Origin of the sequence: Janibacter sp. GS2 (assembly GCF_051200835.1) — a bacterium.
Taxonomy (GTDB): domain Bacteria; phylum Actinomycetota; class Actinomycetes; order Actinomycetales; family Dermatophilaceae; genus Janibacter.
In genome coordinates, this window is sequence record NZ_CP195161.1 from 2,276,584 (window position 1) to 2,303,099 (window position 26,516).

Below are 26,516 nucleotides of genomic sequence, written 5' to 3' on the forward strand. Positions count from 1 at the left end.
GCCACATGGACGCCGATGCATCGACACCCCCCGACGAGACGACCGGTGGCACCGGTCCCGGCCACCGCGGCGTGGAGCTGACCCGCCTCGAGCTGGGCCGCTACGAGCTGCGCAACGCCCGCGGCGGCACGATCACCATCGGGGACGGCGGCACCGAGGACTTCACGCCCGTCGAGCTGCTGCTCGCGGCGCTCGCCGGGTGCAGCTCCGTGGACGTCGACTACATCACCTCCCGCCGCGCCGAGCCCGAGTCCTTCACCGTCCTCGCGGAGGGGGAGAAGGTCTCCACGCCCGAGGACGGCAACCACCTGAGCGACCTCGCGGTGACCTTCCGGGTCGCCTTCCCCGAGGGCGAAGGGGGAGATGCCGCCCGCAGTGCACTGCCCCGCTCGGTGGCCCAGTCCCGCGACCGGCTCTGCACGGTCTCGCGCACCGTCCAGATCGGTGTCCCGGTGACCATGACCGCAGAGGACGCCTAGCTCGGGATGCGCGCTGACGTCGCCGTCGCCGTCATCGGAGCAGGCCAGGCGGGGCTCGCCTGTGGCTACCACCTGCGTCGAGCCGGCCTCGACCACCTGATCCTCGATCGCCACTCCTCGCCGGGTGGCGCCTGGCAGTCGACCTGGCCGTCGCTGCGGCTCTTCTCCTCGTCGGCCCACTCCTCCCTTCCCGGGTGGCCCATGCCGAGCCACCCGGACGCCTTCCCTCCGGTCGACCACGCCCTGAGCTACCTGGCGGCGTACGAGCGCCGGTACGCACTCCCCGTTGAGCGGCCAGTGACCGTGCAGGACGTCCACTCGGGTGACGAATGCCTCGACGTGGTCACCGACCGCGGTCTGCTGCGGGCACGACACGTCATCAATGCGACCGGGACGTGGTCGGCCCCCTTCGTCCCGCAGGTCGAGGGGGCGCGGTCCTTCGGCGGACGCCAGATCCACAGCGCCCACTACCGGGGCCCGGAGGACTTCGCCGGGCAGCGGGTGGCCGTGGTCGGCGGCGGCAACTCCGGGGTGCAGATCACGGCCGACCTCGTCGACCATGCCGCGCAGGTCTCCCTCGTCTCCGCCCGCCGGCTGCGGTTCCTGCCCGATGACGTCGACGGGCGGCACCTCTTCGCCCAGGCCACCGCCCGTCTGACGCAGCCGGACGAGGCGGAGGCCGCCTTCGTGGGCAACGTCGTCGCGCTTCCCCGGGTGCGCGAGGCCCGGGCGAAGGGGGCCCTGCGGCTGCGGGCGATGTTCGACCGGATGACCCCGACCGGGGCGGTCATCGGACGTGACCACCTCGACCTCGATGCGGTGATCTGGTGCACGGGATTCCGCCCGGCGCTGCGCCACCTTCGCTCGCTCGGCCTGCGCACCTCCCGGGGGATCCCCGAGGTGGAGGGTCACCGGTCGGTGCGGGATCCGCGCGTGTCCTTCATCGGCTACGGCGACTGGACCGGACCGGCGTCGGCCACCCTCATCGGCGTCGGCCGGACGGCGAAGGCGCTCGTCGGCGACCTCGCCGGGGAACTGCGCCCACGCGGGGCGTCCGGGTCCTAGGGTGGCCTCATGGCCACCTTCGTCGAAGTCCACCCGGACAACCCCCAGCCACGCACCGTCGCCCAGGTCGTCGAACGACTGCGGGAGGGGGCGCTCGTCGCCTTCCCCACCGACTCCGGCTACGCCCTCGGCGGCCGCCTGGACGACCAGGAGATCAAGGACCGCATCCGCGACATCCGCCGCCTCGACGACCGACACCACTACACGCTGCTGTGTGCCGACTTCGCCCAGCTCGGGCAGCTCGTCCATGTCGACAACGCCGTCTTCCGCGCGGTCAAGGCGGCGACCCCGGGGCCGTACACCTTCATCCTGCCCGCGACCAAGGAGGTGCCCCGCCGTCTCCTGCACTCGAAGAAGAAGACCGTCGGCGTGCGCATCCCGGACAACCCGCTCACCCACGCGCTCCTGGCGGGTCTGGGTGATCCGCTGCTCACCTCGACGCTCCTGCTGCCGGGGGAGGAGCGCACCCCGACCTTCGGCTGGGACGTCAAGGAGGCGCTCGACCACCAGGTCGACGTCGTCATCGACGCCGGTGAGGTGAGCACGGAGCCGACGACGGTCGTCGACCTCTCGGGGGAGGTCGCCGAGATCGCTCGCCACGGAGCCGGGGACCCGGCCCCCTTCGAGTGACGTCGCCCGGACGGGGTCAACCGCGCCTGGACTGGCGGCGGTGCTGATCGGAGAGCATGATCGCGCGAGCGTGGGTCTGGGCCAGGTCCTCACCCACGCGGCGGGCTGCCACACCGACCCCGACCGGCACCCCGGCCGAGCGCAGACCCACCCGTAGCTGGGCCTGCAGGGCTTGCAGACAGCGGAAGTTGCACTCGATCGCGAGGATGGCGAACTCACCCATCTCCAGACGTGCCTGCACATCGCCGGGCCGAGCGGTGGCGGTCAACACCTGGGTGCAGCGCTGCAGCAGGTCCTCGTCGATCGGGCTCGTGGTGTCGTCGGCCCGGTCGGGAGAGCCGACCGTGAGCGACACGACTCCGGCGCGCGTGCCGTACCGCCCGATGCGCTGGTCCTCACGGGCCAGCGCGGCCTGCCAGCCGCGGCGGTTGAACAACCCGGTGCGATGGTCCCGCTCGGCCATCGCATAGGCCATCGCCGCCTCGTGGGAGCGGGCGGCAGCCACCTGCTCGTGCGCGAGGATCGTGGAGAGCATCTGGCCCACCAGCTCGACCACGCCGAGCAGCTCTGCGGGAGCATCGGTCTGGCGGCGGTCGGCGAAGGCGCACAGCGTGCCGAAGAAGGCGCCGGCGTCCCCCTCCAACGGCACCCCGACGTAGGCCCGCACCCGCGAGAGGATCCCGGTCACCAGTGCTGCGTACCCCGGGAACTCCAGGACATCGGGTGCCAGCATCGGCCCGCGCTGCTCGACCATCGACAGGCAGAAGGACTGCGACCAGGAGAAATCCGTACCCGGCCGGGCCAGCTCTGCCCAGTGACCGGCAGCGGCCACCACCCGTTGCTGGTCACCCACGACATGGGTCACCATCCACAGGTCGAGGTCGAAGCGCTCGTCCAGGTGCTGCACCGCGGCATCAGCCGCCAGGGCGAAACCGGGCCACGGCGCCCGGCGGGGACTGGGGTAGGCCCCGTCCACCCCATCGGCACCCACGGCTGCTGACATACGCCTCACCCCCGTGTAGGCCTCCCACCATAGACCCGCTACGGGTCCCGAGAACCGCGCACGGGCGCACCGTCGGCGACTCATCCGTCTGCCGAGGTCACCCCTTGGTGCCCGTCAGCGTGCCGCCACTGCCTCCGAGGGGATCAGCGCCGCACCTCGTAGACGACCTTGACCACCCCGTTGGAGTAGGCCGCCGACTCCCGGAGGACGAGGTTGTGCTTGTCCCGGTCCGCCGTGCTGAAGATGCTCTTCCCGGCACCGAGGAGGACGGGAAACACCAACAAGTTGTACCGGTCGATCAGGTCTGCGTCCGAGAGCCGGCGGGCCAGCTCGGCGCTGCCGTGGATGAAGATGCCCCCACCCTCGCCGGCCTTCAGCGCGGCGACGTCCTCCGCGGTGCGCAGCACCGTGGTCGGACCCCACCCGTCGACGAGCGCGTCCTCGGTCAGCGTGCTGGAGACGACATACTTCGGCAGGTCCTGGTAGGCGGCGTGGTCGGCCGATTCGCGCCAGTACGGCGCGAAGACCTCGTAGCTGCGGCGGCCGAACATCAGTGCCGTCGTGTCGGCGAGCTCCTCCGCCTTCAACGCGAACGCCTCGGGCACGAACGGTGGGTCCGCGACCCACCCACCGCTGCGGTGCCCCTCAGCCGTCCCGCCGGGGGAGTCCACGACCCCATCGAGTGACATGAAGCCGGTGTAGACGAGTTCGCGTGACATGGAGAAGTTCCTTCCGGAGGCAGTGGGGACCGGAGCCTATCGCTGGTCGTGCGCAGCGTCCCGATGACGAAGAGGGTCAGCCCTCACCGAGGACCTCGGTCCGGGCGGCCACGAAGGCGGCGACGCAGGTGCGCACGTCCTCCTCGCTGTGCGCCGCCGAGAGCTGGACGCGGATGCGGGCCCGCCCCTTGGGCACGACCGGGTAGGAGAAGGCGATGACGTAGACGCCGTGCTCGAGCATGGCGTCCGCGATCTGGGAGGCCTGCCGCGCGCCGTCCTCGCCGGGGAACATCACCGGCGTGATCGGGTGGTCGCCGGGCAGCAGCTCGAAACCGGCCTCCGTCATCAGCTCACGGAAGAGAGCGGTGTTGCGCCGCAATGTCGCCCGCGCCTCATTGGACCCCCGCGCGATCCGGATCGCCTCGAGCGACCCGGCAGCGACGACCGGGGCGACGGCATTGGAGAACAGGTACGGGCGGGAGCGCTGCCGCAGCAGGGCGACGACCTCCGCCGGACCGGCCACGTAGCCCCCGCTTGCACCGCCGAGGGCCTTGCCGAGGGTGCCGGTGAGCAGGTCGACCCGGTCGGCGACGCCGCACGCCTCGGGGGTGCCGCCACCCCCTTCGCCGATGAACCCGACCGCGTGGGAGTCGTCGACGAGGACCATCGCGCCGAACTCCTCGGCGAGGTCGCAGATCTCGGCCAGGGGAGCGAGGTAGCCGTCCATGGAGAAGACGCCGTCGGTGACGACCACGGTGCGCCGGGCCCCCTTCGCCGCCTCGAGCTGGGCCCGCAGATCGGCCATGTCGGCGTTGCGGTAGCGGTAGCGCGCGGCCTTGCTCAACCTGATGCCATCGATGAGCGAGGCGTGGTTGAGCTCGTCGGAGATGATCGCGTCGTCCTCGCCGAAGAGCACCTCGAAGACGCCGCCGTTGGCGTCGAAGCAGCTCGAGTAGAGGATCGTGTCCTGTGTCCCGAACCAGTCGGACAGCGCGCCCTCCAGCCGGGTGTGCTGCTCCTGGGTGCCGCAGATGAAGCGCACGCTCGCCATGCCGAAACCCCACTCCCGCAAGGCGCTCGACGCGGCGGCGAGCACATCGGGGTGGTCGGCGAGACCGAGGTAGTTGTTCGCGCAGAAGTTGATCGCGCTCGTCCTGGTCGTCGTGATGTGCGCCTGCTGCGGGCTCGTCAGCTGTCGCTCGTCCTTCCACAGCCCGTCGTCGCGGATCTGCTGCAGGGTGGCGCTCAGATCGTCCTTGAATGCGTACATGTTCAGCTCCAGTCCATGATGACCTTGCCGCACTCTCCCGAGGCGGCGGTGGCGAAGGCGTCCTCCCACTGCTCCGCGGGGAAGCGGTGGGTGATGACCGAGGAAACGGCGTCACGCAGCACGGATGAGGTCGAGAGCATCGCGCTCATCGTGTACCAGGTGTCGTACATCTCCCGGCCGTAGATCCCCTTGATCGTCACCATGTGGGTGATGACCTTGCCCCAGTCGATGGGGTACGGACCCGTCGGCAGGCCGAGCATCGCGATGCGCCCGCCGTGGTTGAGGTGGTCGAGCATGTCGGCGACCGCCGGGGGAGCGCCGGACATCTCGAGACCGACGTCGAAGCCCTCCTTCATGCCCAGCTCCTGCATCGCCCGGCCGAGATCGGAGCGGGCGGCGTTGACGAGGAGGTCGGCCCCGGCCCCCTTCGCCAGCTCGAGGCGCGTGTCGGAGAGGTCGGTGACCGCGATGTAGCGGGCTCCGACGTGACGGGCGACCGCTGCAGCCATGACCCCGATCGGTCCGGCGCCGGTGATGACGACGTCCTCGCCGGCGAGGGGGAAGGACAAGGTGGTGTGCACGGCATTGCCGAGGGGGTCGAAGACCGCCCCGAGATCCGGGTCGATGTCGTCGTGGTGCACCCACGCGTTCGACGCAGGGATGACGACGTGGTCGGCGAAGGCCCCGTCACGATTGACCCCGATGCCGATCGTGTTGATGCACAGGTGGCGCCGGCCCGCGCGGCAGTTGCGACAGGTGCCGCACACGAGGTGGCCCTCGCCCGAGACCCGGTCTCCCACCTGCACGCTCGTCACGGAGCGGCCGACCTCGTCGACCTCGCCGTAGAACTCGTGACCGATGACCTGCGGGGTCCGCGGGACCGCGCCGGCCGCCCACTCGTCCCAGCCGTGCAGGTGCAGGTCCGTGCCGCAGAGGCCGGCCCGCAGCACGCGGACACGGACCTCGTCGTCACCGGCGTGGGGCTCGGGGACGTCCATCAGCTCCAGGCCGGGACCCGGTCGGGGTTTGACCAGTGCTCGCATCAACTTCTCCTGTCGAAGGGGGTGACGGGGGTGACCGCCGTCACGACAGTAGCGACCCGAGGGGCGAAGGGGAGTGCTCCCCGTGGTGCGGCGCGTCCCGGCGACCTACGGTGGACCGGTCATGACGAACCAGCCCGCCCCGCAGACCCCGCCCTCCCCGTGGGCGGCACCGCGCAACCATGCGAACGCCACCGCGGCCCTCGTCCTCGGGATCGTCGGGTTGACCATGATCCCCGGCCTGGGCATCGTCGCGTGGATCCTCGGCGCCAAGGCCCTCCAGGAGATCGACGCCGACCCGCAGGCGGGCTGGACCAACCGTGAGCACGCCACCATCGGCAGGATCCTGGGCATCGTGGGCACGATCCTCTTCGCCGCGATCATCCTCGTCATCATCTGCTACTTCGCCGTGATCATCGTCTTCACCGGTTCGATGGCGAGCGTCTGAGCGCGACCCGAGAGCGGGTCAGCGCCGCTCCAGCAGCACGATGACCTCGTGGTGGCGCGTCTGCGGGAACATGTCGAACAACCGGGCGCGCACGACCCGATGACGCGGCAGGTGCGCGAGGTCCCGCGCGAGCGATGTCGCATTGCAGCTCGAGTAGATGACGTGGTGGGGCGCCGCCGCGGTGATCGCGGCGGCCAGCTCCGCGCCGATCCCGCGTCGCGGTGGGTTGACGACGACCATCTCGGCGGCGACCGCGTCGAGGGCCCCGGCGTCCCCGACGCGGAAGTCGGCCGCCACGCCGAGGTCGGCCGCGCTGGCCCGCGCACCCGCGACGGCCTGCGGCGCCACCTCGACCCCGTCGATGCGGCGCTCGGGCCGCCCCGGCGCCAGGGCCGCGGTGAGGGCGAACCCGCCGACCCCGCAGTACAGGTCGAGGACCGAGGCCGGGTCGACCGCGCCGATCCACTCGCCGGCCTGGCGGTAGAGCCCCGCCGCGACGACGCTGTTGGTCTGGAAGAAGCTGCGTGGACGCAGCCGGAAGGTCACCTCGTCGAGGCGCATCGGGAGGGTGTCCTCCTCGGTGAGGAGGATCTCCTCCTCGCCCTCGAGGACCGCCTTGTGGTCGGGCTGGATGTTCACCGACGCCACCCGCAGCTGCGGGACGGCCTCCCGCAGGAGGGGCAGCCCCCGTAGGATCCGTGGGAGCTGCCCGGGGGAGCGCAGCACGAAGCGGACCATGAGCTCCCCGTCCGGGCTCGCCGTGACGAGGAGGTGCTTCAGCTCACCGGAGCGAGCCCGCACGTCGAAGGGGACGAGACCGAGCCCGGCGACCGCGGCGGTCAGCGGTGGGAGGGCCCGGGCCAGGGCCGGCTCGTACAGCCCGCAGTCCCGCAGATCGACCCCCCGGTACCCGGAGTCGAGGATCCCGAAGGTCGGCGCCTCCTTGGTGCCCCCGACGGCCAGCTTCGCCTTGTTGCGAAAACCCGACTCGGGCCCGACGAAGGGGGAGTCCCACGCCCCGGGGGGCACGGTGCCCTCGAGCAGCGCCTCGACCTCGTCCGAGAGGTCGCTCACCTGCCGCCCGTACGGCACCCCCATGAGGGCGCAGGAGCGACACTCTCCGCGGTCGAAGTGGGCACACTGCACAGCGTGAGCGTAGCGATCTGACTGGTGCCCGGGCGATTCGTCGGGTGCCGAGGGACATTGCGTCGGTGACGCGGCGGCGCGAACCGCTGGACCGCCTCTCGGACCAGGTCGAGTCGCAGTCGGCGCAGGCCACGCACCGGGGTGACCAGCAGGGCTGATCACCGATCCCACATGACGAAGGGCGGTGCCCCCGGGAGACCGGGGGGCCCGCCCTTCGTGCTGCCCGGTCAGGTGCCGAGGATCTGCGTCGCCTGCTCGCGCATCTCGACCTTGCGGACCTTGCCCGTGACGGTCATGGGGAAGGAGTCGGTGACATGGACGTACTTCGGGATCTTGTAGTGGGCGAGCTTGCCGGAGGCGAACTCGCGCACCTCCTCGGCCGTCAGTGACTCGGCCTCGGGCTGGAGCACGACCCAGGCCATGAGCTCCTCGCCGTACTTCTCGTCGGGGACCCCGATGACCTGGACGTCGGCGATCGCGGGGTGGCGGTGGAGGAACTCCTCGACCTCTCGCGGGTAGACGTTCTCCCCGCCGCGGATCACCAGGTCCTTGATGCGCCCGACGATGGTGACGTAGCCGTCCTCGTCCATCGTCGCCAGGTCGGCGGTGTGCATCCAGCGGGCGGCGTCGATGGCCTCGGCGGTCTTCTCCGGGTCCGCCCAGTAGCCGAGCATCACGCTGTAGCCCCGGGTGCACAGCTCGCCCGCCTCGCCCCGGGGGAGCGGCACCCCGCTCAGGGGGTCGATGATCTTGGACTCGATGTGCGGCATCGAGCGGCCCACGGTCTCCGTGCGACGGGCGAGGTCGTCGTCGACGCGGGTCATCGTCGAGACGGGAGAGGTCTCGGTCATCCCGTAGCTGATCGCCACCTCGCCCATGTTCATCTCGGCCACCACCTGCTTCATGACCTCGATCGGGCAGGTCGACCCGGCCATGATCCCGGTGCGCAGGCTGCTCAGGTCGTAGTCGGCGAAGTCGGGCAGACCGAGCTCGCCGATGAACATCGTGGGGACGCCGTACAGCGAGGTGCACCTCTCGTCGACGACCGCCTGCAGGGTGGCCGCCGGCTCGAAGGAGGGCGCCGGGATGACCATGCAGGCGCCGTGCGAGGTGGCCGCGAGGTTGCCCATGACCATGCCGAAGCAGTGGTAGAAGGGCACCGGGATGCAGATGCGGTCCTGCTCGGTGTACTGGATCAGCTCGCCGACGAAGTAGCCGTTGTTGAGGATGTTGTGGTGGCTGAGCGTCGCGCCCTTGGGGAAGCCCGTGGTCCCGGAGGTGTACTGGATGTTGATCGGGTCGTCCGGGGTGAGACCGGCACCCCGCTCCGCGAGGTCGGCGTCGGTGACCGCGCTGCCGCCGCTGGCCAGGGCGTCCCAGGACTCGTCACCGATGTAGACGACGTCCGTCAGGGTCGGAACCTCGGGACGCACCTCCTCGACCATCGCGCGGTAGTCGGACGTCTTGTGCGACTGGGCGCTGACGATCATGCGCATGCCGGACTGGGTGGCGACGTACGTCAGCTCGTGGGAGCGATAGGCCGGGTTGATGTTGACGAGGATGGCCCCGACGCGGGCGGTGGCGTACTGCAGGATCGTCCACTCCGGGTAGTTGGGGGCCCAGATGCCGATGCGGTCGCCGGCAGCGACCCCCTTCGCCATGAGTCCCTTGGCCACGGCGTCGACATCGGCGAGCAGCTCGCCGTAGGTCCACCGCCGGCCGCTCGGCACGTCGACGAGCGCCTCACGGTCCCCGTGGGTGGCCACCGTGCGCTCGAGGTTGGCGCCGATCGTGTCTCCCAGCAGTGGCGCGTCGGAGACCCCCGACGTGTACGAAGGGAGGGCAGGGGCGGTCATTTCGGGTTCCTCCTAGGTCGCGGCAGTGCGATCTCCAACCATGCCACGACTCGGTCGGCGTCACCCACGAGTACGGCCGCGCCCTCGGCCGGGCTGTGCGCCGCGGGCTCCTCCTCGCGGAGGTACCGCGCACCGTAGGTGAAGACGCCGACGCCGATGGGGACCGCGACGCCCCCCCTCCCTTCGCATTTGCCTAGGCAGATGCGAAGGGAGGGGGCGGGCAGGTGCCACCATGGGAGGGGCAGAGCCGTCCGATCGTCATACGCAAGGGGCACACCGCCAATGGCGCACCACCCACAGTCCTGGGCCCGGCCGTGAGCGCCGAGGGCTCGCAGACGCTCGATCGGGGGCTGCGCATCCTCGAGGAGCTCGCCCGTGAGGACGGGTCCGACGGGATGACCATCAGCGCGATCGCCGCCAGCGTGGGCACCGGACGGGCGGTCGTCTATCGGCTCGTGGCCACGCTCGAGGAGCACCAGCTGGTGACCCGGCAGGGCGGGCGCATCCGGCTCGGTCTGGGGATGCACCGGCTCGCCGGCGCCGTCGTTCCCGCCCTGCGCGAGCGGGCACGCCCCGTCCTGGCAGCCCTCGCGGACACCGCGGCCGCGACCGCCCACCTCAGCGTCGCCGAGGGGGACGAGGCGGTGGCCATCGTCGTCGTCGAGCCCTCCGGCACCGACTTCCACGTCGGCTACCGGACCGGGTCACGCCACCCCCTCGAGCGCGGCGCCGCGGGGCGAGCCATCCTCATGGCCCGCCAGGGTGGCCCCGTGGCCGTCTCGTCCGCCGGTGAGCTCCAGTCCGGCGCCCACGGCCTGGCGCTCGCGGTGCCGAAGGGGGCCACCCCCTTCGAGGCCTCGGTCGGGGTCGTCTCGCTGCGACCCCTCGACGAGCAGGTCGTCGGCCCCCACCTGCGGGCCGCGGTCCGGCTCGTCACCACCAGCCGCTGACGCGAGCGGACCGCGACCACAGCAGTGGTCACGGCCCGCTCGGGCTGTCCGTGGTCAGGCTCAGGTGTCTGCGAGCCGACCTGCGACGGACCATCGCTCGAAGTGGTCGAGCACGTCGTGGCAGACCTCCTCGCCGCTGTAGGTGAAGACGTCGTAACCACCTCCCGTGGGAAGGGCGACCTCGAGCCTGGTCGTGCGGTCATCGGCCTCGATCATCCGCGTGCCGTAGCTCGGAGCGGCCACCCGGCGGGCCCGCACGGACCAGACGAAGGGGGAGTCCCCCTCGCCGACGACGAGCTGAGCGGCGGCCGGCGTGGTGGCGTCCCCGTCCGTCACCTCGACGTGCGCGGTGCGTCCCTCGGCCTGCATGGCCTCGGCCACCTCGTGCAACGCGGGGACGATCACCGTGGTGAGGCGCTCCGTGGCCCGCTTGGGGCTGACCGTGCCGAAGGTCGTGGTCATCCGACGGCGCCACGACCCCTGGTGGGCGACCTCGCGACCGGCCAGGTGGGTGGTCAGGGACAGTCGGGCGGCGCTGACCTGGGTGCGCTCGGCCTCGAGCGCTCGGTGCAGGCCGATCATCACCAGGATCATGACGACGGCGAAGGGCAGCCCCATGATGATCGTCGCGTACTGCAGCGCGACGATCCCGCCGACGACGAGCATCGCGATGGTCAGCACACCGGTCGCCGCGGCCCACACGATGCGCAGCCACGGGCGGGCGTCGGTCTCGCTGTCCGGCAGGTCGGAGCTGAGGTTGGCCATGACCAGGGCACCGGAGTCGGCCGACGTGACGTAGAAGAGCAGTCCCACGAAGGTCGCCAGCCCGACGAGGAACCACGCCCCGGGGTACTGCTGCAGCAGGGTGTAGAAGCCCTGCTCCGGCTGGTTCACGGCGAGCTCACCGAACTTCGCATCTCCGTCGGCGATCTGCTTCACGGCCGAGTTCCCGAAGATCGAGACCCACATGACGATGTAGCTGAAGGGGATCGTCAGCGTGCCGACCATGAACTGCCCGATGGTGCGGCCCTTCGAGATGCGCGCGAGGAACATCCCGACGAAGGAGGCCCAGGCGATCCACCACGCCCAGAAGAAGAGCGTCCACAGGTTCATCCACTCGCTCGGGTGGTCGAAGGCCATCGTGTCGAGCGTCATGCCGGGGAAGCTCGAGACGAAGTCACCGACGTTCATCGTGATGGCGCGCAGCAGGAAGGCGGTCTCGCCGGTGACGAGGACCCACAGGGCCAGCAGGATCGCGAGGAGCACGTTGAGCTGGCTGAGCAGGCGGATGCCGCGATCGACACCGGTCGTCGCGGAGACCGTCGCCACGGCGACGGCGAGGACGACGAGACCGACCTGGGCGGGGATGCCCTGCGGGACGTCGAACATCACGCCGAGACCGACGTTGAGCATGACGACCCCGATGCCCAGGGAGGTGGCGACACCGAAGATCGTGCCGAGCACCGTGGCGATGTCGACCGCGTCCCCGATCGGCCCGCGGATGCGCTTGCCGAAGATGGGATAGAGCGCCGAGCGGACCGCGAGCGGCAGCTTCTTGCGGTGGGCGAAGTAGCCCAGGGCGACGCCCATGAGGGCGTACATGCCCCAGCCGGTGATGCCGTAGTGGAAGAGGGTCCACACCGTGGCCTCACGGGCGGCCGCGAGGGTCTCGCCCTGCCCCTGGGGCGGCGCGAGGTACTGGCTGGCGGGCTCGGCCACGGCGAAGAACATCACGTCGGTGCCGATCCCCGCGGCGAAGAGCATCGAGGCCCACGCGAAGGTCGAGAACTCGGGCCGGTCGTCGTCGTCGCCCAGGCGGACCTTGGCGTACCGGACGCCGACGTAGATGACGAAGACGAGCACGGTCGTGGCCAGGGCGATGTAGAACCACCCGAACCAGGTGGAGATCCAGCCGACGAGCTCGCCGAGGGTGCTCTCGGCGCGGGTCGGGGCGATGAGTGCCCACGCGGCGACGAGGGCGATGGCCACACCGGAGACGATGAGCACCGAGCGCTTCACGCGGGGTTGGCGCGGGTGCTCCTCGGTCAGCACCGGGTCGACGGCGGTGGGGGCGCTCACTGGTCCGCTCCCGTGGTCCCGGCGTCGCGGAGGACGCTCAGTGCGCTGGGCAGGTCGGTGCGTGCATCCCAGGCGGCGTTGCGCGGGTCGCCCTCGGGGTAGAGGGGCATGCCCCGACCCGCACGGTAGAGCGGGGGTTCCTCGGGGGCCAGGGGAGTGTTGCCGGCGATGAGGTCGGCGGCCTTCTCGGCGACCATCATCACCGGGGCGTAGATGTTGCCGTTGGTGATGGTCGGGAAGACGGAGGCGTCGACGACCCGCAGACCCTGCGTGCCGTGCACCCGCATCGAGGAGGGGTCGACGACCGACATCGCGTCCGTGCCCATCTTCGCGGTGCACGACGGGTGCAGCGCCGTCTCGGCGTCCTTGGCGACCCAGTCGATGATCTCCTGGTCGGTCTGGACGCTCGGCCCGGGCGAGGTCTCGCCCCCGTCGAAGGGGGCGAAGGCCGGCTGGTCGAGGATGTGCCGGGCAGCGCGGACGACCTCGATCCACTCGCGCCGGTCGTTCTCCGTCGAGAGGTAGTTGAAGCGGATCTCCGGCTTGGTGAAGGGGTCGTCGGTGGTGATCCGCAGGCTGCCGCGCACATCGGAGTTCATCGGCCCGATGTGCACCTGGTACCCGTGCTTGCCTCCCGAGGCGGTGCCGTCGTAGCGCACGGCGATCGGCAGGAAGTGGAACATGAGGTTCGGGTAGGCGACCTCGTCGTTGGTACGGATGAAGCCGCCGGCCTCGAAGTGGTTGGAGGCACCGACGCCACGGTTGAGGAAGAGCCACTCGGCCCCGATGTACGGCGCCTTCCACTTCTTCAGCCAGGGTGCGATGGAGACCGGCTGCATGCTGACGTGCTGGAGATACACCTCGAGGTGGTCCTGGAGGTTCTCGCCGACGCCGGGCAGGTCGATGCGCGGGGTGACGCCGGCGGCGCGGAGCGTCTCCGGGTCACCGACGCCCGACAGCTGGAGCAGCTGCGGGGAGTTGAAGGCGCCACCGCAGAGGATGACCTCGCCGGCGTCGACGGAGTGCTTGCGCCGCTTCGCCCGCACGAAGTCGACACCGGTGACGCGGGTGCCCTCCCAGCGCAGGTTGGTGACGGTGGCCAGGGTGGTCACGTCGAGGTTCTTGCGACCCCGCACCGGTCGCAGGTAGGCGCGGGAGGCCGACATGCGGCTGCCCTGGTAGACGTTGCGGTCGAAGGGGGCGAAGCCCTCCTGGCGGTAGCCGTTGACGTCATCGGTCCGGGCGAACCCGGCCTGGGTGGTCGCCTCGAAGAAGGCCTGGAAGAGCGGGCTCTCGGCCGGGCCGCGCTCGAGCTTGAGCGGGCCGGCGCCGCCGCGCCAGGCGTCGGCCCCGGCGGTCGTCGTCTCCATGCGCTTGAAGTACGGCAGGCAGTGCGCGTAGTCCCACTGCTCCATCCCGTCGAAGGAGGACCAGGTGTCGTAGTCCCCGGGGTTGCCGCGCTGGAAGATCATCCCGTTGATGCTCGAGCTGCCACCCAGGACCTTGCCGCGCGCGTGCTTGACGCGGCGCCCGTCCATGTGCGGCTCCGGCTCGCTCTCGTAGGCCCAGTCGTAGAGCGGGTTGCCGGCGGGGAACATCAGGGCAGCAGGCATGTGGATCAGGGGGTCCGCGAGGAAGTCCGCCCGGCCGGCCTCGAGGACGAGGACGCTCGTGCTCTCGTCGCTGCTGAGTCTGTTGGCCAGTGCGGAGCCGGCGGATCCTCCGCCGACGATGATGTAGTCGTAGCGCGCTCTCATGTGTCTCTTCTCCCGTGGTGTGTGCGTCGTGCGCGGGGTGGTGCTCAGTCCTGCGGGTTGGCGAACCAGCCAGCGGGCGCCGGGCGGGTGTTGTGCCAGATGTGCTTGGTCTCCTGGTACTCGTGCAGCCCGGCGGTGCCGAGCTCGCGCCCGATGCCCGACTGCTTCATGCCGCCCCACTCGGCGGCGGGGACGTAGGGGTGGAAGTCGTTGATCCAGACCGTGCCGTGGCGCAGGCGGCGGGCCATGCGCTCGGCGCGACCGGCGTCCTGGGTCCACACCGCACCGGTGAGGCCGTAGATCGTGTCGTTGGCGATCGCGATGGCCGCGTCCTCGGCGGCATCGCGCGTGTCACCGGCGAAGGTCTCTACGGTGAGTACCGGGCCGAAGGACTCGTCCTGGACGCAGGACATGTCGCTCGTGCACCCGTCGAGGATCGTCGGGGGGTAGTAGCTGCCGATGGCCAGCTCACCGCCGGGGCGCTCGCCACCGCAGCGCAGGACGGCTCCCTCCTCGATGCCCGCGGCGACGTAGGCCTCGACCTTGGCCCGGTGCCCGTCGCTGATGAGCGGGCCGGTCTCGGCGGACTCGTCGAAGGGGCCGCCCATCCGGATGGCCGTGGCCCGGCGGACGAGCTCGTCGACGACCTCGTCGTGGATGGACTCCTCGACGACCAGGCGCGAGCCGGCGGAGCAGACCTGGCCGGAGTCGAGGAAGATCGCCGTGAGGGCATTGTCGATCGCCGCATCCCTGTCGGCGTCGGCGAAGATCACGTTGGGGTTCTTGCCGCCGAGCTCGAGGGCGATCTTCTTCACCGTGGTCGACGCAGCGGCCATGATCGTCTTGCCGGTGGCCAGCCCTCCGGTGAAGGAGACGAGGTCCACCTCGGGGGCGTTCGTCATCGCGGCGCCGACGGTGTCACCGGGCCCGAGCACGAGGTTGGCCACGCCGTCGGGCAGCCCCTCCTCGGCGAGGGCGCGCACCAACCAGATCGAGGTCTGGGGCGTCAGCTCACTCGGCTTGAGGACGAAGGTGTTGCCGGCGGCCAGCGCCGGGGCGACCTTCCACGCGGTCTGCAGCAGGGGGAAGTTCCACGGCGTGATCAGGGAGCACACGCCGACGGGCTCGGTGACGACACGCGAGGAGACGTCGGGCACGCCGGCGTCGACGACCCGACCGGCCTCCGCCTGGGCCAGCGAGGCGAAGTGGCGGAAGACGGCGACGATGTCCTCCATGTCGATGCGTGCCTCGACATGACGCTTGCCGGTGTCGAGCGACTCGAGCCGGGCGACCTCGTCGAGCTCGCGCTCGAGACGGTCCGCGATGCGGCTCAGGAGGGCGGCCCGCTCGGGTGCGGGCGTCCGCGGCCACGGGCCGACGTCGAAGGCCTCCCGGGCGGCCCGGACGGCGTCACGGGCGTCCGCGGCACCCCCTTCGTCCACGGTCACGGCCACGGCTCCGTCCGCGGGGCAGGTGATCTCACGGGTCTCGCCGGAGGCGGCGGTGCGCCACCGTCCTGCGATGTACAAGGTCGACATGGGGCTCCTCGTCGGTGGCGTCGGGTGCTCTGTGACAGTAACGCACGTTTCGCTCACAACCGAAACGCGCGTTGCGGTTAGAGTGTGGCCATGACGACGGCATCGCGCAGACGGCCCGCCCGGGAGAGGCTCTTGGCCGCGGCCGACGACCTGATGTTCGTCGAGGGTGTCGTGCTCACCCCGGTCGACGTCATCCTGCGGCGCTCGGGGGCGTCGGCCGCGACGCTGTACGCCAACTTCGGCAGCAAGGACGGGCTCATCGCCGCCGCCCTGGAGCGCCGGCTGAGCGAGTGGACGGCCGCCTGGGACTCGGCGCTGGCGGAGGCGACGACGCCGGTGGAGCGACTGCTGTCGATCTTCCCGGCCCTGCGCAGCTACCAGTACGACCGGCTGCACGAGCGGTGGTGCGCCTTCAGCGGCACGGCCGCCGCCATCTACGAGCCGACCCCGGAGGTCGCCGCCGCGCTGCGGGCCGAGGAGCAGCTGCTCTCCGAGCGCATGCTCGACTACGCCGCCGAGGTCGTCGGACCCGACCGGGCGCCGGCGCTGGCCGATCAGGTGACGACGGCCTACTTCGGCACCCTCGTCGGCATGCTGCGCCGGGACCAGGACCGCTCGATCCTCGGTGGCGAGGGCACGGCGCGGGCAATCATCGACAGCTTCGTGGGGGAGTGACGGCGGAGGTCAGACCCCGCCACCACACGCTGACGTGACCCTCGCTCGCCGAGGTGAAGGGGGTTCCGACCCAGTCCTCGGTGCGCCGCTCGAGCTGCATCCCCGCGAGCTGCGCCACGAGGTCCAGCGCTGCGCCTGGTCGTCGGTCCACACATCGCTGCTCGTCCTTCCCGACAGCCAACGGCGCGCCGACGCCCGACGCCAGCGAGTATCGCGCACGCACTGACGGGTGTGGGATGGGTCGGCATCTGCTTGGATCGAGGGTGCCTGCTGCGAACCCTTCGTCTGGAGAGCCGATGCCGCACCCTGCCGACAGCCACGACCTGATCCGCGTCCAAGGAGCCCGGGAGAACAACCTCAAGGACATCAGTGTCGAGATCCCCAAACGCCGCCTGACCGTCTTCACCGGGGTGTCCGGGTCGGGCAAGAGCTCGCTCGTCTTCGCGACGATCGCAGCGGAGTCCCGGCGGATGATCGACGAGACGTACAGCGCCTTCCTGCAGGGTTTCATGCCCTCGTTGGCCCGCCCCGACGTCGACCGCCTCGAGGGACTGACGACCGCGATCATCGTCGACCAGGAGCGCATGGGCGCCAACCCCCGCTCGACCGTGGGTACCGCGACCGACGCCAATGCCATGCTGCGCATCCTCTTCAGCCGCCTCGGCGACCCACCCGTCGGACCGCCGACGGCCTACTCCTTCAACGTCCCCACCCGCAAGGCGAGCGGGATGATGTCGACCGAGAAGTCCGGGGGGCGGGTGGAGAAGAAGGCCGTCAAGCAGGTGGTCTACCTCGGAGGCATGTGCCCCCGCTGCGAGGGCATGGGGCAGGTCAGCGACATCGACCTCACCGCCCTCTACGACGACAGCAAGACCCTGCGCGAGGGTGCGCTGACGGTGCCCGGCTACTCGATGGACGGGTGGTACGGACGCCTCTTCGAGGGGATGGGCCTGCCGATGGACGAGCCCATCGCGACGTTCACGAAGAGGCAGCTCGAGACGATGCTCTGGTCGGAGCCGACGAAGATCAAGGTCGAGGGCGTCAACCTCACCTTCGAGGGGATCATCCCGAAGATCCAGAAGTCGATGCTCTCCAAGGATCGCGAGGCCATGCAGCCGCACGTGCGCCGCTTCGTCGAGCGCGCGGTGACCTTCCAGACGTGCCCCGAGTGCGCCGGGACCCGGCTGACCCCCGAGGCCCGCTCGTCGACCATCCAGGGCAAGAGCATCGCCGACCTGTGCGCCATGCAGATCTCCGACCTCGCGGAGTGGGTGCGTGCGCTCGAGGAGCCCGGCTTCGGGCCGCTGCTCACCGGGCTGCAGCACCTGCTCGACTCCTTCACCGAGATCGGGCTGGGTTACCTCTCGCTCGATCGTCCCGCGGGCACGCTGTCCGGGGGAGAGGCGCAGCGCACGAAGATGATCCGTCACCTGGGCTCGTCGCTCACCGATGTCACCTACGTCTTCGACGAGCCGACGATCGGTCTGCACCCCCATGACATCGCCCGCATGAACGACCTCCTGATCCGCCTGCGGGACAAGGGCAACACCGTGCTCGTCGTCGAGCACAAGCCGGAGACGATCGCCATCGCCGACCATGCGATCGACCTCGGCCCGAAGGCGGGAGCCGGCGGCGGTGAGGTCGTCTTCGAGGGGACCATCGAGGGGCTGCGCGGCAGCGGTACGCTCACCGGCGGCCACCTGGACGACCGCGCCACGCTCAAGGACGAGGTCCGCTCCGGCACCGGACACGTGGAGATCCGCGGGGCCGGCGCTCACAACCTCCAGGACGTCGACGTCGACATCCCGCTCGGGGTGCTCGTGGCCATCACCGGAGTCGCAGGATCGGGCAAGAGCTCCCTCGTCCACGGGGAGCTCGACGGCCGGGACGGGGTCGTCGTCATCGACCAGGCGGCCATCAAGGGGTCGCGCCGCAGCAACCCGGCGACCTACACGGGGGCGCTGGAGCCGATCCGCAAGGCCTTCGCCAAGGCCAACGGAGTGAAGCCGGCCCTCTTCAGCTCCAACTCCGAGGGCGCCTGCCCGACCTGCAACGGCGCCGGCGTGGTCTTCACCGAGCTGGGTGTCATGGCCACGGTCGAGTCGCCGTGCGAGGACTGCGAGGGGCGGCGCTTCCAGGATGCCGTCCTCGAGTTCGAGCTGGCCGGGAAGAACATCGCCGAGGTCCTCGCGATGTCGATGAGCGAGGCCCGCGCCTTCTTCGCCAAGGACGGTCCAGCGAGTCTGCCGGCCGCGCACACGATCCTCTCCCGCCTCGTCGACGTCGGCCTGGGGTACCTCACCCTCGGCCAACCCCTGACCGCCCTGTCCGGCGGGGAGCGGCAGCGCCTCAAGCTCGCCGTGCAGATGGGGACGAAGGGGGACCTCTACGTCCTCGACGAGCCCACGACCGGTCTGCACCTGGCCGACGTGGAGAACCTCCTGGGCCTGCTCGACCACCTCGTCGACGCGGGCACCTCGGTCATCGTCATCGAGCACCACCAGGCGGTCATGGCGCACGCGGACTGGGTCATCGACCTCGGGCCGGGCGCCGGCCACGAGGGTGGCCGGGTGGTCTTCGAGGGAACCCCCGCCGAGCTCGTGGCCGACGGCACGACCCTCACGGCCCAGCACCTGGCCGCGTACGTGGGCCGGTGACGGGTCAGCGGCACGTACGCGGGACGGAGTGTGACCCCAGGTGGTCGTCGGCCCCGTCGATCCACTGGTGACCACCGGTTCTGACATAACGTGTGGCCGGGTCATCGGCGGGGGCGAAGGGGGAGACAGGCCCACTCGACGCGAGTACCTTGATCAGCAGGTGGTGATCGAGATGACCTTCACATTCCGCATCGTCGACAGCGGCATCGAGAGCAGGCTCGCCGAACTCGCCAGCAGTCATGGCCGGACGATGGAGGCCGAGGCGGCAGAGATCCTCACGGCGGCCACGCGTGGAGATGTCCGCAGCGGCAACGCCGTCATGGACCTGTACGCATCCGCTCGGCGCGTGGTCTCGAAGGAGGCGCTGGCCCCGCCGACCCAGGTCGATTTCGCGCCTGACGGATTCTGAGGAGCGCGAGTTCCCAGGGGCCCCCGGACAGTCGCTCCGAACACGGCGCACGAACGTACTGGAACGCCGATAATCCACATTATGTCAGAAGCGACCCATGCCCACAGTTTCCATGCAGGCCGCGATACCACCAGAGCGCCCCTGCTTCTCCTCCACGGCTCGGACGGAACCGAATCCGATCTCATCCCCTTGGGTGGAGACCTGTCGCCGGGGGCGACGAGGCTCGGAGTCCGCGGGAGCGTTGCCATGGACAGCGGGTACGGCTTCTTCCGTCGCCGTCCGGATCGTCAGGTGAACGAGGCGGACATTGCGGTTCGGGTTCCGGCCCTGGCGGACTTCATCCGCGCAACCTGTCACGACCACCACCTCACCAGGCGGCCTCTGGCGATCGGCTTTTCCAACGGTGCGATCATGAGCGCAGCCCTGCTGCTGACCAACCCTGATCTGCTCGCAGGGGCCATCCTGTTCCGACCCTTGTCGCCATTCGCCCATGCCCTTGACGTCCGCCTCGACGGCACAGCGGTCCTGATCATCGACGGTGAGAACGACACCCGCCGGTCACCCGGCGATGGCCAACACCTGGCCGAACAGCTACGGGGTCTGGGGGCAGTGGTGACTCATCGTGTCCTGCCAGTCGGCCACTCGATCACCGGCACGGACCGACAGGTCGCGCGCGCTTGGATCCGTGGCCACGGGCTGTGAGGAGGTTCACTCCGTCCGCGCCGCGGACAGATCGGCGCAGATGACCCCCTGGTTCCCGTCGTGGTCGGCGATCACCGTGAGCCCGGGTGCGTCACTGTCATCGACGACGACTCCACCCGCATCGACGGCGGCGGCGATCCGCTGCTCGACCACCTCTGGTGCGACATAGACCTCGACATGGAACCGCTGACGCGAGGGCTCCGTCTCGTCAGGGTCCGAGAACCACAGGTTCGGCAACCGCCCCCTGGCGTCGCGGATCTCGTCCCCGGGTGTGCCGCGACCCTGGTCCTCGGGATTCGCGGTCAGCAGCGCCGCCCACACCGGCGCGATGCTCGCGGAGCGCGCCGTGTCGAGCCCGAGCTCGATCTCGCTGACCGAAGACGGGTCAGCGTCGATCCCGTGCTCGGCGGCGATCTCGGTGGTCCGACGTGCGAGGTCGACGTCCCGCTGGGTCACCCACTCGAGGATCAGCTCGGTGCCGTCGTCGTGGCGATGGACGGCGTCGTCGGTGACCAGCTCGAAGTCGACGTACCCCGCGCCGATGGCCACGCGCGGGTGGTGTCCGAGCGCATCGCCCGCCTCCCCCACCGCGGCGACGAATCGTGCGGCGCTGGCGAAGTCATCGACCACATAGCGGGCGTGCAGACCCTGGGCCAGCTTGCGCCAGTCGGTCAGGTCCGCCTCGGCGATCTTGTCCCCCATGAGCATGTCCATGCCCGAGGAGTCCTGCGGCGTCACGATCGGTGCTGCTGCGCCCGTGGGTGGAGGTGCCCCACGGCGCGTCCACTCCAGTCGCCTCCCATGTCGGCACCACCCCAGGTGGCGGCGCCCAAAGTCCCACCCCATCTGGTCCCGCTGGTGACGTTGTGCGCGCTGTCGGGAGTGTGGTGCAGGCTCACACCCACACCACGTCCTCCGTCGTCAAAGCCATCCATGCGGCCGCCTCGCCGGGCGATGATGGCCGCGAGCGCCAGGACAGGCAGACCCAGGACGCCGAGCATCAGGTACCAAGTCATGAGCCACTCCTTCTGCGACGGTTCATCCATCGAGCGGGTCATCCATCGAGTGCACCTCAAGTGTGGCACAACCGGGACGCACGGACCCGGTGGAACAGCTGGTGCGCCACCATACGAAGTGACCTACCTTGTGGGATGTGAGCGCTCAACAGATCCGATCAGTGGCCATCGTCGGGGCCGGTGCCATGGGCGCCATGTATGCGGCGCACTTCGTCGACGGGGGCCTCGAGACCGTCCTCGTCGCCTCCGGTGAACGGGCCGAGAGGTTGCGTCACGCCAGCCTGACCGTGAACGGCACTCCCCTGACGGCCTCCGTCGTCGATCCGGCCCGTGACGAGCGAGCACCCGTCGACCTCGTCGTCGTGGCCGTCAAGCACCACGACCTGACCGCAGCACTGGACGATGTGACTCCCTTCGTCGGACCGGACACGACCTATGTCTCCGTGCTCAACGGGCTGGACAGCGAGGAGCGCATCGCCGAACGCTTCGGGAGCGGCTCGGTGCTGCTGTGCATCGCCCTGGGGATGGCCGCCCAGCGGGACGGCAGTGCCACCACCTACCTCTCCCCCGGCCGCCTCGTCATCGGCACCACCGCCGAGCTCGCCTCCGGGACCAGGCTGGCCGCAGTCGGCGAGGCCCTCGACCGGGCCGGCCTCGTCTGGGACGCCCCCGATGACATGGAGCACGAGATGTGGTGGAAGTTCATGGTCAACACCGCGATCAACCAGGCCTCGGCCGTGATGCGCCGACCCTATGGTGACTTCACCGTGGCGGGTCCGGCCCGTTCCCTGATGATGGCCCTCGTCGATGAGGTCATCGCCGTCTCCCGGGCCGAGTGCGTGCCCCTCGGGGAGGCCGATCGTGACCGGTGGGACGAGGTGCTGCGCAGCCTCCCCGACGAGGGTCGCACCTCGATGCTCCAGGACGTCCTCGCGGGGCGCCCGACCGAGGTGGCTCTCTTCGCCGACCACGTCATCGCCCTCGGGACGCAGCACGGCATCCCGACTCCCTACAACCAGTCCATGTCGTGGCTCCTCTCCTGATCCGGCCGGCTCATCGACGGTCACGCACCAGCCGCCGCACCTCGACCTCGTAGCGACTGGCCGGCCCGGTGGGAGTGCGGAAGAAGCGCCGCCGCAGCGCGCCCTCGACCCGCACGCGGTCGCCGTCGCGCAGCCGTCCCGCCGCGCGTCGAGCCAGCGCCGACCAGCACGCGCAGTCGATCGTGTCGACAGGCCCGCTCCCGGCCCGTGCCACCACGAGGCGCAGTGTCATCAGCTCGTCTCCGCTCGGCAGCTCACGCGCCTGCGGGTCGCCGCTGACGCGACCCGTCAGCTCCACGAGGTTGATCTCCTCGACGTGATCCTGTGTCGTCGTCGCCATGGCTCCCCCGTCGTCGTGTGGTCGTCCTCCCACCCTGCGCCGCAGATGCCGATCGCGGGACGAGGCCACCTCGGATGTGGACGGAGGGCCTCACCCGGGTAGGCATGTGGAACACGTCATGGCCCGGGACTGACATCCTGAGGCGGTGAGCGAGTTCCGTGTCCCGCCCGGCCCGGGGATCCCCGACGGACTGGCGATCCCCGAGGCGGAGCTGTCCGAGCAGTTCAGCCGGGCCAGCGGCCCTGGTGGTCAGGGCGTGAACACGACGGACTCGCGCGTGCAGCTCTCCTTCGACCTCGCGACCACGACGGCTCTCACCCCGCGCCAGCGCGAGCGGGCCCTGGACCGCCTCGCCACACGGGTCGTCGGGACCGTCCTGACCGTCGACGCCGCCGAACACCGGTCCCAGCACCGCAACCGGACCGCGGCCCGAGAGCGCGTCGCTGCCCTGCTCCGGGAGGCCCTCGCCCCTCCTCCCCCACCCAGGCGGGCCACCAAGCGCACGCGGGGGTCCCAGCGCCGCCGGCTGGAGGCGAAGACCCGCCGGTCCCGCATCAAGCGCAACCGGTCCCGTCCGCCGAACGACGGGTAGGCGAAGGGGTCGGCACTCCCCTTGGCACCGTGCCCCGCTCGCGGGAGACTGGCGGTATGAGGATCGCCGTCGCCGGAGGCACGGGCGTCATCGGACGTCGAGTGGTCGAGCAGGCACGGGCCGAGGGACACGAGGCCGTGGTGCTCGCGCGGTCAACGGGCGTCGATCTGCTCCAGGGAGAGGGACTCGACGCGCACCTCGCGGGTGCGGACACCGTCATCGACGCCACCTCCGTGCAGACGATGTCCGGGCGTACGTCCATGGACTTCTTCCGCACGGTCACCCAGCACCTGATCACCGCGGGGCGACGCTGCGGCGTGCGCCACCACGTCGCGGTCTCGATCATCGGCGCCACGGAGGCACCCTTCTCCTACTACTCCGGGAAGCAGGTCCAGGAGAACCTCGTGCTCGCTCAGCCCAACGGCACCGTCGTGCGGGCAGCCCAGTTCCACGAGATGGCCGGGCAGACCGCGGCCCGGACCAGGATCGGCCCCCTTCAGGCCGTACCCACGATGCGCTCCCAGCCCGTGGCCGCCGCCGAGGTCGCGACCCTGCTCGTCGACGTCGCCACGCAGCCACCCCAGGGCATTGGCCCGGAGATCGCCGGGCCCGACCAGCTGAGCATGGCCGAGATGGTCCGCCGGCTCCTCGTGCACGAAGGGCGCCGCCGCCCGGTCGTCGAGTTCCCCCTCCCCGGTGCCTTCGGCCGGGCGATGCGGGACGGCACACTCGTGGCCCGCTCCGACACGCGGATCGGTCACCAGACCTTCGACGAGTGGCTGACGCAGCGACCGGGATAGCGACACCGGGGTAGGTTGCGGACATGGATGCCGACACCAGTACCTCGACCCGCATCGCCGTGCTCATCGACTGCGACAACGTCTCCAGCAAGCACACTGCGGCCGTCCTCGAGGAGCTGGCCAAGTACGGCACGCCCACGGTCAAGCGCGCCTACGGTGACTGGACGACGACGCAGCTCGGCGGGTGGAAGGGCGAGCTGCAGCGCAATGCAATCCAGCCCGTGCAGCAGTTCGCCTACACCGTCGGCAAGAACTCCACGGACTCCGCGCTGATCATCGACGCGATGGACCTGATGTGGCAGGGCCATGTCGAGGCCTTCGCCCTCGTCTCCTCCGACTCCGATTTCACCCGGCTGGCCACCCGGCTTCGCGAGTCCGGCAAGCGGGTCTACGGCCTCGGTATGCGCAAGACCCCCGAGTCGCTGCGTCGTGCGGTCGACCAGTTCATCTTCCTCGAGCTGCTGACCGAGCAGTCCCGCGACGAGGAGCCGACCGAGGACGAGGGCAGGCCCCCCGAGGCCCCCGCCGACGAGGACTCCCCCGAGCAGACGATCAACCTCCAGTCCGCGCTGACCAAGGCGATCAACGCCACGTCGGGCGACGACGGCTGGAGCAGCCTGGGTCCCCTCGGACAGCACCTCTCCCGCGCGCACGCCGACTTCGATCCGCGTGCCTTCGGCCACCAGAAGCTTTCCACCCTCGTCGAGGAGCAGCCCTACCTCGAGACGCGCAGCGAGGCGTCGATGATCCAGGTCCGGCTGCGGACGAAGCAGCGCGCTGCCGGCAGGGCCACGAGCAAGACCACCTCGAAGAAGACCACTGCGAAGAAGACCGGTGCCACGAAGTCGGGTGCGACCACGAGCGCCAGCCGGCAGCGCAACAACTGACCCGCGCCGCCCGCCATCGGGATCATCATCCGTCACTCCCAACGACGCCCGGCGACCCTAGACTGACCGACGGTCCGCCCCCTTGAGGAGAATCATGCATCGAGCTCGACGGCGTCCGCTCGTCGCCGTCCAGGCGCTGGCAGCGGTGGTGCTGGCGTCAGGAGTCGCCATGGCGCCACCCGCGCTGGCCGAGCCGAGCGATCCCCCGACCGGGGCCTCCCCCTCCCCGACCGCGGCGTGGAGCACGGACGAGGACGCGCCCGTCGGGGACCGCAACGACACCCCCCTCAGCGGCACGAAGCTCGACGAGCAGATCGCCGAGGCCGACCGTCTCGCGGCCGACCTCGCCCAGGACAACCGCGAGATCAGCACGGCGGTCAAGGACCTCAAGACCTACTCCACGAAGGCCAACACCCTCCTGCAGCGCCAGGCGAAGGCCCGGGACGAGTACAACTCGGCGACGAAGGCCGCCGCCGATGCCGACAAGCAGCTCTCGACCTACCGCAGCCGCCTCGCGGGCGGCCGCAAGGGGTTGCGCACCTGGGCCTTCAACACCTACACCCGAGCCGGCGGCTACTCCGACACCATGACCCTCGTCGAGACGCTGACGCACAGCTCCGCGTCCGGCGGCAACTCCGCCGGGGACCTGGGCTACCTCACCGACGAGCGGATCCGTGAGGTCGACCTCGTGCGTGCGGACACGGTCACCCAGGCGACCCTCACGCAGAAGAAGCAGCGGGCCAAGAACACGGCCGCCGCAGCCAAGAAGCGCGCCGACCAGGCCAAGGAGGACGCCGACGTCGTCCTCACCAGCCGCAAGGAGCGTCTCGAGACGTTGCGCACCAAGCACGCCGATGAGCTCAAGGAGGCGGGCCCGGTCGTCAACGCGCTCATCGGTCTGCCCGATGACTCAGCCCAGGGTGCGAGCGGCCGGCTCAAGAAGGCTCTCAAGGAGCTCGGGCAGGACGTGTCCGAGTTCGAGGGGGCGAAGCCCTGCTCGAGCAACACCGAGACCTACGGCAACGGGCAGATCCCCCCGGGAGCACTGTGCCCCCTTCTCGGTGCGCCCGGTGAGTCGCTGCGCCCCGAGGCGGCAGCGGCCTTCTCCACCATGAGCGCGGCCTATCAGCGCGACACCGGAAACACGCTCTGCGTCACCGACAGCTACCGCTCCTACGGGGAGCAGGTCGTGACCAAGGCCGACCGCGGCATGTTCGCGGCCGCACCGGGATCGAGCAACCACGGTCTCGGCAAGGCCCTCGACCTGTGCGGAGGCGTGAACGACTTCGGCCATCCGGCTCACCAGTGGATGCAGCAGAACGCGCCGCTCTACGGTTGGTTCCACCCGTCGTGGGCCGGTTCCGGTGGCTCCCTGCCCGAGCCGTGGCACTGGGAGTTCTCGGGCTGAGCCGCAC

Annotated in this window: 26 protein-coding genes; 14 read left to right on the plus strand and 12 right to left on the minus strand. The window is 70.4% G+C overall.

Annotation, left to right across the window (positions count from 1 at the left end; all coding sequences use genetic code 11):
• Positions 1–5: 5 nt before the first annotated feature.
• The 3 genes from ACR9E9_RS10965 to ACR9E9_RS10975 are packed head-to-tail and all read left to right on the plus strand — an operon-like array spanning position 6 to position 2,174.
• On the plus strand, positions 6–479 hold the full coding sequence (locus tag ACR9E9_RS10965) for an OsmC family protein (protein ID WP_435198521.1): 474 nt from the start codon (positions 6–8) through the stop codon (positions 477–479).
• A 6-nt stretch (positions 480–485) separates the two neighbouring features.
• Positions 486–1,544 (plus strand): ArsO family NAD(P)H-dependent flavin-containing monooxygenase, encoded by a 1,059-nt coding sequence (locus ACR9E9_RS10970; protein ID WP_435198522.1) that lies wholly within the window; start codon positions 486–488, stop codon positions 1,542–1,544.
• A 9-nt stretch (positions 1,545–1,553) separates the two neighbouring features.
• On the plus strand, positions 1,554–2,174 hold the full coding sequence (locus ACR9E9_RS10975; RefSeq protein ID WP_435198523.1) for an L-threonylcarbamoyladenylate synthase: 621 nt from the start codon (positions 1,554–1,556) through the stop codon (positions 2,172–2,174).
• 16 nt (positions 2,175–2,190) lie between these two features.
• Here ACR9E9_RS10975 and ACR9E9_RS10980 read toward each other — a convergent pair whose 3' ends face one another.
• The 4 genes from ACR9E9_RS10980 to tdh form a co-directional block, all read right to left on the minus strand.
• On the minus strand, positions 2,191–3,177 hold the full coding sequence (locus ACR9E9_RS10980; RefSeq protein ID WP_435198524.1) for a GGDEF domain-containing protein: 987 nt from the start codon (positions 3,175–3,177) through the stop codon (positions 2,191–2,193).
• A 143-nt stretch (positions 3,178–3,320) separates the two neighbouring features.
• Positions 3,321–3,896: a dihydrofolate reductase family protein gene (locus ACR9E9_RS10985; protein ID WP_435198525.1), complete on the minus strand. Its 576-nt coding sequence runs from the start codon at positions 3,894–3,896 to the stop codon at positions 3,321–3,323.
• A gap of 76 nt (positions 3,897–3,972) precedes the next feature.
• Positions 3,973–5,166 carry a glycine C-acetyltransferase gene (locus ACR9E9_RS10990; RefSeq protein WP_435198526.1) on the minus strand — a complete coding sequence of 398 codons (1,194 nt, stop codon included), beginning with the start codon at positions 5,164–5,166 and terminating at the stop codon, positions 3,973–3,975.
• Positions 5,167–5,168: 2 nt separating this feature from the next.
• Positions 5,169–6,209 carry an L-threonine 3-dehydrogenase gene (tdh, locus tag ACR9E9_RS10995; RefSeq protein ID WP_435198527.1) on the minus strand — a complete coding sequence of 347 codons (1,041 nt, stop codon included), beginning with the start codon at positions 6,207–6,209 and terminating at the stop codon, positions 5,169–5,171.
• Between the two features lie 121 nt (positions 6,210–6,330).
• On the opposite strand from tdh, the gene ACR9E9_RS11000 reads away from it, so the two are divergent.
• Positions 6,331–6,654, plus strand: a complete 324-nt coding sequence (locus ACR9E9_RS11000) for a DUF4190 domain-containing protein (RefSeq protein WP_435198528.1) — start codon at positions 6,331–6,333, stop codon at positions 6,652–6,654.
• 18 nt (positions 6,655–6,672) lie between these two features.
• Here ACR9E9_RS11000 and ACR9E9_RS11005 read toward each other — a convergent pair whose 3' ends face one another.
• Both ACR9E9_RS11005 and ACR9E9_RS11010 read right to left on the minus strand, forming a co-directional pair.
• The gene (locus tag ACR9E9_RS11005; protein ID WP_435198529.1) at positions 6,673–7,728 is read right to left on the minus strand and encodes a methyltransferase domain-containing protein; all 1,056 of its coding nucleotides are present in this window, start codon (positions 7,726–7,728) and stop codon (positions 6,673–6,675) included.
• Positions 7,729–8,027: 299 nt separating this feature from the next.
• Positions 8,028–9,656: an AMP-binding protein gene (locus ACR9E9_RS11010; protein ID WP_435198530.1), complete on the minus strand. Its 1,629-nt coding sequence runs from the start codon at positions 9,654–9,656 to the stop codon at positions 8,028–8,030.
• 314 nt (positions 9,657–9,970) lie between these two features.
• Here ACR9E9_RS11010 and ACR9E9_RS11015 point away from each other — a divergent pair, with 314 nt between their 5' ends.
• The gene (locus ACR9E9_RS11015) at positions 9,971–10,606 is read left to right on the plus strand and encodes a helix-turn-helix domain-containing protein (protein ID WP_435198531.1); all 636 of its coding nucleotides are present in this window, start codon (positions 9,971–9,973) and stop codon (positions 10,604–10,606) included.
• 60 nt (positions 10,607–10,666) lie between these two features.
• Here the strand turns inward: ACR9E9_RS11015 and betT are convergent, their stop codons facing one another.
• The 3 genes from betT to ACR9E9_RS11030 are packed head-to-tail and all read right to left on the minus strand — an operon-like array spanning position 10,667 to position 15,980.
• On the minus strand, positions 10,667–12,685 hold the full coding sequence (gene betT, locus ACR9E9_RS11020) for a choline BCCT transporter BetT (protein ID WP_435198532.1): 2,019 nt from the start codon (positions 12,683–12,685) through the stop codon (positions 10,667–10,669).
• On the minus strand, positions 12,682–14,442 hold the full coding sequence (gene betA, locus ACR9E9_RS11025) for a choline dehydrogenase (RefSeq protein ID WP_435198533.1): 1,761 nt from the start codon (positions 14,440–14,442) through the stop codon (positions 12,682–12,684). Before betA ends, betT begins: the two co-directional genes overlap by 4 nt.
• Before the next feature lie 44 nt (positions 14,443–14,486).
• Positions 14,487–15,980: an aldehyde dehydrogenase family protein gene (locus ACR9E9_RS11030; protein ID WP_435198534.1), complete on the minus strand. Its 1,494-nt coding sequence runs from the start codon at positions 15,978–15,980 to the stop codon at positions 14,487–14,489.
• Between the two features lie 90 nt (positions 15,981–16,070).
• On the opposite strand from ACR9E9_RS11030, the gene ACR9E9_RS11035 reads away from it, so the two are divergent.
• The 4 genes from ACR9E9_RS11035 (at position 16,071) to ACR9E9_RS11050 (ending at position 20,423) form a co-directional block, all read left to right on the plus strand.
• The gene (locus tag ACR9E9_RS11035) at positions 16,071–16,655 is read left to right on the plus strand and encodes a TetR/AcrR family transcriptional regulator (RefSeq protein ID WP_435198535.1); all 585 of its coding nucleotides are present in this window, start codon (positions 16,071–16,073) and stop codon (positions 16,653–16,655) included.
• 296 nt (positions 16,656–16,951) lie between these two features.
• Positions 16,952–19,312, plus strand: coding sequence for an ATP-binding cassette domain-containing protein (locus tag ACR9E9_RS11040; RefSeq protein ID WP_435198536.1), 2,361 nt, complete (start codon positions 16,952–16,954; stop codon positions 19,310–19,312).
• 163 nt (positions 19,313–19,475) lie between these two features.
• Entirely contained in the window at positions 19,476–19,721 is a 246-nt protein-coding gene (locus ACR9E9_RS11045; RefSeq protein ID WP_435198537.1) for a FitA-like ribbon-helix-helix domain-containing protein, read from the plus strand.
• Between the two features lie 246 nt (positions 19,722–19,967).
• Positions 19,968–20,423: an alpha/beta hydrolase gene (locus ACR9E9_RS11050; protein WP_435198538.1), complete on the plus strand. Its 456-nt coding sequence runs from the start codon at positions 19,968–19,970 to the stop codon at positions 20,421–20,423.
• A 6-nt stretch (positions 20,424–20,429) separates the two neighbouring features.
• On the opposite strand, the gene ACR9E9_RS11055 is transcribed toward ACR9E9_RS11050, so the two are convergent.
• Entirely contained in the window at positions 20,430–21,137 is a 708-nt protein-coding gene (locus tag ACR9E9_RS11055) for a 4a-hydroxytetrahydrobiopterin dehydratase (RefSeq protein WP_435203631.1), read from the minus strand.
• Between the two features lie 20 nt (positions 21,138–21,157).
• Positions 21,158–21,439 (minus strand): hypothetical protein, encoded by a 282-nt coding sequence (locus tag ACR9E9_RS11060; RefSeq protein WP_435198539.1) that lies wholly within the window; start codon positions 21,437–21,439, stop codon positions 21,158–21,160.
• A gap of 137 nt (positions 21,440–21,576) precedes the next feature.
• On the opposite strand from ACR9E9_RS11060, the gene ACR9E9_RS11065 reads away from it, so the two are divergent.
• Positions 21,577–22,482, plus strand: coding sequence for a ketopantoate reductase family protein (locus tag ACR9E9_RS11065; protein ID WP_435198540.1), 906 nt, complete (start codon positions 21,577–21,579; stop codon positions 22,480–22,482).
• A 10-nt stretch (positions 22,483–22,492) separates the two neighbouring features.
• On the opposite strand, the gene ACR9E9_RS11070 is transcribed toward ACR9E9_RS11065, so the two are convergent.
• A complete protein-coding gene (locus ACR9E9_RS11070) occupies positions 22,493–22,822 on the minus strand; it encodes a single-stranded DNA-binding protein (protein WP_435198541.1) in 330 nt (109 codons plus the stop codon).
• A 145-nt stretch (positions 22,823–22,967) separates the two neighbouring features.
• Between ACR9E9_RS11070 and arfB the strand changes: the two genes are divergently transcribed.
• From arfB to ACR9E9_RS11090, 4 genes are all read left to right on the plus strand, one after another.
• Positions 22,968–23,414 carry an alternative ribosome rescue aminoacyl-tRNA hydrolase ArfB gene (gene arfB / locus ACR9E9_RS11075; protein WP_435198542.1) on the plus strand — a complete coding sequence of 149 codons (447 nt, stop codon included), beginning with the start codon at positions 22,968–22,970 and terminating at the stop codon, positions 23,412–23,414.
• Between the two features lie 56 nt (positions 23,415–23,470).
• Entirely contained in the window at positions 23,471–24,214 is a 744-nt protein-coding gene (locus ACR9E9_RS11080) for an SDR family oxidoreductase (protein WP_435198543.1), read from the plus strand.
• Positions 24,215–24,237: 23 nt separating this feature from the next.
• Positions 24,238–25,101, plus strand: coding sequence for an NYN domain-containing protein (locus ACR9E9_RS11085; protein ID WP_435198544.1), 864 nt, complete (start codon positions 24,238–24,240; stop codon positions 25,099–25,101).
• Positions 25,102–25,195: 94 nt separating this feature from the next.
• A complete protein-coding gene (locus tag ACR9E9_RS11090; RefSeq protein ID WP_435198545.1) occupies positions 25,196–26,509 on the plus strand; it encodes a D-alanyl-D-alanine carboxypeptidase family protein in 1,314 nt (437 codons plus the stop codon).
• Positions 26,510–26,516 lie beyond the last annotated feature (7 nt).

What these genes read in the sequence shown, in the direction of transcription:
- ACR9E9_RS11010 (WP_435198530.1), bottom strand. Translation starts at nt 9,656, where the DNA reads ATGACCGCCCCTGCCCTCCCTTCGTACACGTCGGGGGTCTCCGACGCG.
- ACR9E9_RS10980 (WP_435198524.1), bottom strand. Translation starts at nt 3,177, where the DNA reads ATGTCAGCAGCCGTGGGTGCCGATGGGGTGGACGGGGCCTACCCCAGT.
- ACR9E9_RS11060 (WP_435198539.1), bottom strand. Translation starts at nt 21,439, where the DNA reads ATGACTTGGTACCTGATGCTCGGCGTCCTGGGTCTGCCTGTCCTGGCG.
- ACR9E9_RS11090 (WP_435198545.1), top strand. Translation starts at nt 25,196, where the DNA reads ATGCATCGAGCTCGACGGCGTCCGCTCGTCGCCGTCCAGGCGCTGGCA.
- ACR9E9_RS11055 (WP_435203631.1), bottom strand. Translation starts at nt 21,137, where the DNA reads ATGGACATGCTCATGGGGGACAAGATCGCCGAGGCGGACCTGACCGAC.
- tdh (WP_435198527.1), bottom strand. Translation starts at nt 6,209, where the DNA reads ATGCGAGCACTGGTCAAACCCCGACCGGGTCCCGGCCTGGAGCTGATG.
- ACR9E9_RS11050 (WP_435198538.1), top strand. Translation starts at nt 19,968, where the DNA reads ATGGACAGCGGGTACGGCTTCTTCCGTCGCCGTCCGGATCGTCAGGTG.
- ACR9E9_RS11040 (WP_435198536.1), top strand. Translation starts at nt 16,952, where the DNA reads ATGCCGCACCCTGCCGACAGCCACGACCTGATCCGCGTCCAAGGAGCC.
- betA (WP_435198533.1), bottom strand. Translation starts at nt 14,442, where the DNA reads ATGAGAGCGCGCTACGACTACATCATCGTCGGCGGAGGATCCGCCGGC.
- ACR9E9_RS11070 (WP_435198541.1), bottom strand. Translation starts at nt 22,822, where the DNA reads ATGGCGACGACGACACAGGATCACGTCGAGGAGATCAACCTCGTGGAG.
- ACR9E9_RS11030 (WP_435198534.1), bottom strand. Translation starts at nt 15,980, where the DNA reads ATGTCGACCTTGTACATCGCAGGACGGTGGCGCACCGCCGCCTCCGGC.
- ACR9E9_RS10975 (WP_435198523.1), top strand. Translation starts at nt 1,554, where the DNA reads ATGGCCACCTTCGTCGAAGTCCACCCGGACAACCCCCAGCCACGCACC.
- ACR9E9_RS10970 (WP_435198522.1), top strand. Translation starts at nt 486, where the DNA reads ATGCGCGCTGACGTCGCCGTCGCCGTCATCGGAGCAGGCCAGGCGGGG.
- ACR9E9_RS10965 (WP_435198521.1), top strand. Translation starts at nt 6, where the DNA reads ATGGACGCCGATGCATCGACACCCCCCGACGAGACGACCGGTGGCACC.
- ACR9E9_RS11085 (WP_435198544.1), top strand. Translation starts at nt 24,238, where the DNA reads ATGGATGCCGACACCAGTACCTCGACCCGCATCGCCGTGCTCATCGAC.
- ACR9E9_RS11000 (WP_435198528.1), top strand. Translation starts at nt 6,331, where the DNA reads ATGACGAACCAGCCCGCCCCGCAGACCCCGCCCTCCCCGTGGGCGGCA.
- ACR9E9_RS11080 (WP_435198543.1), top strand. Translation starts at nt 23,471, where the DNA reads ATGAGGATCGCCGTCGCCGGAGGCACGGGCGTCATCGGACGTCGAGTG.
- ACR9E9_RS11035 (WP_435198535.1), top strand. Translation starts at nt 16,071, where the DNA reads ATGACGACGGCATCGCGCAGACGGCCCGCCCGGGAGAGGCTCTTGGCC.
- ACR9E9_RS10985 (WP_435198525.1), bottom strand. Translation starts at nt 3,896, where the DNA reads ATGTCACGCGAACTCGTCTACACCGGCTTCATGTCACTCGATGGGGTC.
- ACR9E9_RS10990 (WP_435198526.1), bottom strand. Translation starts at nt 5,166, where the DNA reads ATGTACGCATTCAAGGACGATCTGAGCGCCACCCTGCAGCAGATCCGC.